This window comes from Klebsiella sp. 28 (genome assembly GCF_018223905.1).
Classification (GTDB): domain Bacteria; phylum Pseudomonadota; class Gammaproteobacteria; order Enterobacterales; family Enterobacteriaceae; genus Klebsiella; species Klebsiella pneumoniae.
The window spans coordinates 1-2,437 of sequence record NZ_JAGRQY010000198.1 but is presented as its reverse complement, the minus strand read 5'-3'; the positions used below and the strand labels follow the sequence as shown (position 1 = coordinate 2,437).

Annotated in this window: 1 protein-coding gene and 2 pseudogenes; all 3 read left to right on the top strand. The window is 37.1% G+C overall.

Features of this window, described 5'->3' with window-relative positions; translation table 11 throughout:
• A partial coding sequence (locus KHQ28_RS25570; RefSeq protein ID WP_211777728.1) for a hypothetical protein occupies nt 1-1,323 on the top strand: 1,323 nt, incomplete at its 5' end.
• Nucleotides 1,324-1,401: 78 nt separating this feature from the next.
• Nucleotides 1,402-1,958: pseudogene (locus tag KHQ28_RS25565) on the top strand (hypothetical protein).
• A gap of 282 nt (nt 1,959-2,240) precedes the next feature.
• Nucleotides 2,241-2,437: pseudogene (locus tag KHQ28_RS25560) on the top strand (hypothetical protein); the annotation flags it as partial.

Sequence of the window (2,437 nt, the reverse complement as noted above, 5' to 3'; positions counted from 1 at the left end):
TTTATACGTACGGGGGCTAAAGGACGTAACTCAACGTATTTTAAGACCTTTATGAAAGTGATTGCAAATAAAAAAGAGAATTCCAACTATCCTTTACATCATTATGACGATATTTTATTACGGTTTTATGAGTACTATCATCGAGTATTGATTAAAAATGATAATGAGTTGAATAACCTCACACTTTTTATTTATCAACATCTTGAGGGCGAAGGGAGTCAGTCATTATATTTCTTTTTGTCTTATTTCTGTCTTAATAAAAATGATCAACAAGCAATAGACTATGCTTTAACGTGTTTGAACTCAAGAAATTATGCAGATGGAACATCGTATAATTTTTCATTATGTAAGAATACAATAAGAGCAACTATTCGCTGTAACCTTTGGCATGAATATGATAAGTGGATGGACATTTTAGAATCAGCAGTTGGTGGTGATAATCCAGAGTTGTTACAGTTACGAGAACAAGGTGAATGTGCAATAAATAAAGCATTAGCTAGACATGAACATCCAATAAATCCCACCAATGTAACTCCAATTACCCTGGATTCTGTGAAGACAGAAGAATTGTTGATATTGTTATCAATAATTGATGGATGTGGTGGGGATTGGGGAATTGTTGCTAAAGAAGAACTTTTACGCTATACATTTCCATCAAAGGAAATTGCAAACAAGCAACTAATAAATCTGCTCACTCAGCATATTCTCAAAATTTCAGTTTCTGATTTTTCTTCATTGAAAGATGATGATTTATATAACTTTGACGCATTCATCAACCTCTGCCGTTTCCACTTAAATATAATTGGAATAAGTGATACGAAAACTATATCGTTAAAAGTTTTACAAGAAGAGGTTTTAAAGAGGGAGGATATAAAAGATAGTATTATCAATCTTTGGCGTAAAATTAATCTAGGGTATTTTTACAATACGTTAGAATATTATCTTTCCAAAATATCTGAGCGATGGGCTCAGGAATTTCTTCTTAACGAAAATACTAGGCAGCGACTAGAGAATATTATAACCAGTGCTAGGCGATTGTCTTTTTCAGCATATAAATCGGTTAATTCGACAGTAGGGTTTCATGAATTACAAAGTACGGGAACAAAACACACACAAAATATGCTTTTGCATGAGATAAATAAATATATCAGTTTTATTGAGCAAAGTGATGTTGATTATTCAAAGCCACGTTATGATAAAATGCCTATACTTTCAGTAGAAAGGCAGTTATATGATTTGTTTAATCTTGAGCCAGCAATTTTGTATAATGAAGTTCCATCTATAGGTATTGTTGAAAACTGTATGCTGCTTGATGAGTTTTGATAGTTGTCTATGGATGGTCTCAATAATCTCCATTTCAGTAGTATTAGATTTAGATGAAAATATTTTGGGGAGTATTACATGTTAAACAGGCAAGTCAGGCAGATTCACCCCAAGAGGATAAAGATAGCCAAACTAAGACATTTGGCGATTATTCGGAGTCCCCTAACATTGTTCTGCTTGGCGATCCTGGTGCTGGAAAAACCCATCTTTTCAAACAATTTTCGGCATTTCATAGGGCAAACTATCTGACGGTACGGCACTTTCTAAGTGGTGTTCCGATAGATAACCAAAAAGCTCTATTTATTGATGCATTAGATGAAAAAAGGAGCAGTCATAACAGTAGCGATGTTATAGATGTCATAGTCCGAAGGCTTTTTTCCCAAACACCGCAAAAAGTCAGAATCTCCTGTCGCTCTCAGGATATTTACGAATCTTATCAACGAATCGAAGATGTTCTTTTCATAAAAGAAAGTGATTTTATTCGCCATTTCGAACATTTACTTCAGATAACGCGTTCAGCAATTTTTTCGTTTACTTTTATGGTGAGGCATGAGGGGATGAAAGAGAAGAAAGAGGATATCCACTATTTGACCAGAGAATTACATGCGAAAAAATATCCAGAAGATTGGGAGTAAAGTTACTATATGTGTCGCCTTGGTCAACAGTAACTATTGTGCATATTTATAACAATTTGCGATCTGTATTCCACCACTTCCTATTGCTGTTTTTGACCGAAAGCGGAATCTTTTACCCGCACCTGCAAAATCAGGCGCCGGGATTGGAACCCTGAGAAATGTTACAGGAGACATACGACGCGCCCCGCGTCTTTTTTTATGTCGTGCGCTCGGCTATACCTCAATGGATGAGATTGGAACCTCTGGTGGTGGGTTTTAAACCCGTTACAGGAGGCTGCCTCTATGGCTACTATCCCAATCCAGACATATCCGTTACTTGCTGTTCCCTTTAATGCTGCCACGGATTTCACCGTACTCGCTGGTCATTGCGAAACCTTTGCCGAAACCCTGATTGAAAGCAACGATCCCACGCTGAAAATGGCGCTCTGCGGCAGACTAAACGCCTGTCTGACGCTGCTCCAGCCCACGCTGTTAGAGCC